Raw genomic sequence first — 4,404 nt, 5'->3', positions numbered from 1 at the left:
TGCCATCATTTATTATAAATAAATGATGTTTATTATACCTAAACGGAGAACGCAATGGATCATGTCAGTCCCTGGGCTACTGCCCCTAAGCTTCCGTCTACGCACTATGTAGATAACCGAATCTATACGGATCCGGTGATTTTCGAGGAAGAGCGAGAGAAAATCCTGGCTGCAACGTGGCGGCTTGTCTGTCACGAATCGGAACTGCCAGAACCCGGCGACTACCGGGCGAAGGAAATCGCCGGGGTACCGGTTGTCATCCTGCGCAGCGAGGACCGGTCGATTATGGCGTTCTTTAACGTTTGCCCACACCGGGGCGCGCGCCTAGTGCGCGACGAGCGTGGAAATGCGAAGAAGGGCCTGCAGTGCCTTTATCATCTATGGACGTTTGCGCTCGACGGTAAGTGCACAAGCATCACCCGAAGCAAGGGATATGACGGCTGCAGTCTGAAAAAAGACGACGTTGGACTGCGCTCTGTCCGAACGGAAATCTTCTGCGGCATGGTGTTCGTTTGCCTGAAGGACGACGTGCCACCACTCGAGCAATTCTTGGGTGGTATGGCGGACCATATGAAGACCCACCTTGGCCAGGAAGAGCTTGAGGTATTCCATTACCATCGCGCGATCATCAATACGAACTGGAAGCTCTTCGTAGACAACAACTCCGAGCTCTATCATGAATTCCTGCATGTGCTGAACCGGCGCACCGCCGTCGCACACAAGAGCTATCACGAACGCAATTGGTTGCTTTACCAGAATTCCCACAACATCATTCAGCAGGGTGTAATTCACTACGACAGTTACGGGCTGGGGGAGCGGAGCGAGGGCGCATTGCCGGGAATGCAGCCGAACGGCATGGTCGTCATGCTGCTGTTTCCTGACGTGATGCTCAATATTCGCGCGACCGTGATGCGTATAGACACAATGACGCCACTCGCACCCGGCAAGACCCTCGTCGAATGGCGCGGCGTAGGGCTCAAGTCCGATACACCGGACGTCCGCGCAATGCGGATCCAGCACCACAATGAGGTATGGGGACCGGCCGGTCGCAATCTCCCAGAGGATATCGCCGCCGTCGAAACGCAGTGGGAGACCATGGTCCAGGGTGGATCGCGATACAGCCTCTTTGCCAGGGAAGAAGGGCTGAAACCGCAGGACGATGCCAACCTCCGCGCCTTCTATCAGGAATGGGGTCGGTGCCTTGGACGCGCGCCGAATGATCCGTTCAGGCACGGTAATGTGGATACCGATGTTTCTCATTCAATAAAGGAGATCACCAATGTCTGACGTCGCAAGCCAACTCTTCGAGCGTGAAGCGATACGCGAGCTGATTGCACGCGTAGGGCGGCTGCTTGACACCAAGGATTTTGATGCCGTTATCGCTGCCTTTGCAGAACCGGGGAGCTATGTGTTGCGCACATACAGTCCCGAGATTGGCAAGGAAATGATTTGGATGTCGGTTAAACGCGCCGAGCTTCTACGCCTGTTGAAGGAGTCGGCGGAACATGTGCATGACCTGGCCGACCGGACGCATCAGATCACTGTGGATCAAATCAGCCTCGAAAAAGGCGAGGCATTGGCGCGGTCGACCTTTTCAGTGTTCCGTACTGACATGAAGGGACAGAGCGACCTGTTCGCCGTGGGCCACTATGAGGATCGGCTCGTGAAAAACGGAGACACCTGGCTCATCGACAGCCGGACAGTACGGCTCCATACGCGCATGTTCACAGTGCCAACCCCCTTGCCGCTTTAACGAGATAACTGATGAATACGCAACCGATCAAGCTATGTGCCAGGACCGACATTCCGGAGGGTGAGATGATCGAAATGTCCGTCCCGGGCACTGACAACAGCCTGCTCTTGGTCTCTACCAAAGGAGCAATCCGTGCCTTCCAGAACAAGTGTCCACATATGGACATCCCGCTTTGCCAAGGCGCCTTTGATGGTGAAGTAATCACTTGTACAGAACATCTTTGGCAGTTCGACGCACAGACGGGCGCCGGGATTGAACCCGAGGACGCAAAACTGCAACAGTATCCTGTGAGCGTCATCGGCGACGAGGTGTTCGTCGAACTCCCGGAAGCGGCCGAGTAATTGCCTGGTCTTGCCGGATAGAACCAGCAAGACCAGGCAATAAAGGCGGATATCGCCCATTTCTTTCCGCACTAGTGGAATCCTCATCACCAACTGCCGGACTCTCGACTAATGACCATGCCTCATCGAATCCATTTTGACGCCGCCAACGGCTTCGACGCTGCGACGGACGAACCGCTCCTGATTTCAGGCCTGCGGGCAGGCTATGCGCTTCCGTATGAATGCGCGACAGGAACTTGTGGCTCATGCCGTACCCAGATCATTGAAGGTGCTGTCGTCGTCCGCTGGCCGGATGCGCCCGGGCTGCCCGAGACAAAGCGCCAAGAGGGCCATGTGCTCCTGTGCCAGGCATTACCACAGAGTGACTGTAGATTGCCGGACGCGTTATGTAAATCGCGGGACGCGAGTCTACCCCCGGTCCGCATCGTGAAGGGCCGGGCAAGCGCGGAAACTGAGACGAGCGATATCGCACGCGTGATGGTTCAACTCGACGAGCCGATTACTTTCCTCGCCGGCCAATACGCATTGTTTGAAGTGCCCGGCGTCACAGGATATCGCGCCTACTCGATGGCAAACACCGGCAATACGCTGACCTCCACTCTCGAGTTCTATATCCGCCGCGTCCCGGGTGGCGTGTCATCGCCAATTCTGCTCGGGGCGCGCGACATCCCCTTGCGCCTGGTGGTGCCGCTGGGTCACGCATTCATCGATGCGACCGCACAGCGCGATATACTCTGCGTCGCCGGCGGTACCGGCCTCGCGCCTATCCTGTCGATTGCGCGCGATGCGCTATCCCGCGGCCTGCTTCGCAAGCAGCGTCTGGATATTTTTATCGGAGTAAGGACGCCCGCCGACATTTTCGCGACCGCGTCCCTCCAAGAGCTCATTGAGGCGGCTGGAGGGGCGGTGCGAGTTACCTGGGCCATTTCGGAAGCGGGCGAGTTCGCGGATTGGAAAGGCGAACGCGGCTATGTACATGAGGTGGTCGCCCGCAGTGCGGGAGACCTTTCTGCGCGCCAGGTCTATATGGGGGGGCCGCCCGCCATGATTGATGCCATGGTACGTTTGCTGCTCAAGTCACGGGTTAAGCGATCCCAGATTCGCTTCGACAAATTCGCTTAATCCTCACGGATCAGATGATGGGACAAGCATATGGAACAGGACAGCAAGGGCCAGGCAAAGGGCGCCCTCATGAAGTCGCTTGACAATGCATTGACGCTTCTTGAGCAATTTACCCCCGAGGCGCCGGCATTCGGGATCACGGAGCTCGCGACAAGGCTCGGCCTCAACAAAGCGACCGTTTTCAATATGCTCAAGACACTTGAAGCACACAGCCTGGTCGAGCAGCTTTCCGACACCAAGAAATATACCCTTGGTCACGGCATCATCGTGCTTGCGGGCACCAAACTGGCCCAAAGCGAGCTGTCCCATGTGGCAAGACCTCATCTGGCCCGGCTTTCCCATGAGACAAACGAAACAACCCATTTGGCGATCCTCCATCGCAACGAACTGCTCTACCTCGAAAAGATCGAGAGCAGCCAGCCGGTGCGCGTGGCGGCGCGCATAGGAGGAAGGGCGCCGCTGCATTGCACGGCAAACGGAAAGGTCCTGCTCGCCTTTCAGCCTAATGAAGTGATCGAAGAAGCGCTGCGCGCGCCCCGAGCCCGATACACGGAAAATACGATCGTCGACCCGGCCGTGCTTCGCAGTCAGCTTGCCGAGATCCGACAAGCCGGCTACTGCATCGAACGGGAAGAATTCATTGCCGACATCCGGGGCATCGCGGCGCCGGTCTTCGACTTCAACGGCACGGTTATTGCGGCAATTGCCGTCGTCGGACCGTCCGCACGGATTACAGAAGGGCAGATCGAAGCGCTTGTGCCACTCACCTTGCGAACAGCAGAATCGATTTCCCGTAGCCTTGGCCATAAACCGTATAAAGACGCTTGAAAGCGGATCTCGGACAGGACCTGCGTCACCGGCAGAGTCAGACCACGCGATTGATGGCGGCGACTTGCATCAGTCCCGTTTCGCTGGAGATGCCGGGGATTGCGCCGGCAGCCGCGCGTGAGTGTCGTGACTACCGGCATTCTGTTTATTTCATTAAGGCTTTAGCTTCTTCGAGCAGTTTTTTCCCGTCATAGCCTTTAGCAGTCACGTCCTTCACCCATTCGGCCACGACACCTTCAGAAGCCGCTTGCCAGCGTTGAACTTCCGCAGCCGGCACTGTGTAGAAGATATTCTTGCGATCCGCGGCGATCTTGCGTCCGGGCAGCCCGGACTCGGCGAACACCCTTCCTACCCAAGCCG

The 4,404-nt window shown here is 57.1% G+C and carries 5 protein-coding genes and 1 pseudogene; 5 read left to right on the top strand and 1 reads right to left on the bottom strand.

Annotated features, from left to right (window positions below; all coding sequences use genetic code 11):
* Nucleotides 1-54 precede the first annotated feature (54 nt).
* The 5 genes from V7080_RS24375 (at nucleotide 55) to V7080_RS24355 (ending at nucleotide 4,044) form a co-directional block, all read left to right on the top strand.
* Nucleotides 55-1,287: an aromatic ring-hydroxylating oxygenase subunit alpha gene (locus tag V7080_RS24375; RefSeq protein ID WP_279992343.1), complete on the top strand. Its 1,233-nt coding sequence runs from the start codon at nucleotides 55-57 to the stop codon at nucleotides 1,285-1,287.
* On the top strand, nucleotides 1,280-1,753 hold the full coding sequence (locus V7080_RS24370; RefSeq protein ID WP_334190966.1) for a nuclear transport factor 2 family protein: 474 nt from the start codon (nucleotides 1,280-1,282) through the stop codon (nucleotides 1,751-1,753). The genes V7080_RS24375 and V7080_RS24370 overlap by 8 nt, the downstream gene beginning before the upstream one ends.
* An 11-nt stretch (nucleotides 1,754-1,764) precedes the next feature.
* Nucleotides 1,765-2,094 (top strand): Rieske 2Fe-2S domain-containing protein, encoded by a 330-nt coding sequence (locus V7080_RS24365; protein ID WP_225782447.1) that lies wholly within the window; start codon nucleotides 1,765-1,767, stop codon nucleotides 2,092-2,094.
* 117 nt (nucleotides 2,095-2,211) lie between these two features.
* Entirely contained in the window at nucleotides 2,212-3,216 is a 1,005-nt protein-coding gene (locus tag V7080_RS24360; RefSeq protein ID WP_334190965.1) for a 2Fe-2S iron-sulfur cluster binding domain-containing protein, read from the top strand.
* A 30-nt stretch (nucleotides 3,217-3,246) separates the two neighbouring features.
* Nucleotides 3,247-4,044 carry an IclR family transcriptional regulator gene (locus V7080_RS24355; RefSeq protein ID WP_225782449.1) on the top strand — a complete coding sequence of 266 codons (798 nt, stop codon included), beginning with the start codon at nucleotides 3,247-3,249 and terminating at the stop codon, nucleotides 4,042-4,044.
* Between the two features lie 145 nt (nucleotides 4,045-4,189).
* Here V7080_RS24355 and V7080_RS24350 read toward each other — a convergent pair.
* Nucleotides 4,190-4,404: pseudogene (locus V7080_RS24350) on the bottom strand (C4-dicarboxylate ABC transporter); the annotation flags it as partial.

This window comes from Noviherbaspirillum sp. (assembly GCF_036846085.1).
GTDB lineage: Bacteria > Pseudomonadota > Gammaproteobacteria > Burkholderiales > Burkholderiaceae_D > Noviherbaspirillum.
This window is presented reverse-complemented; position numbering and strand designations above follow the sequence as displayed.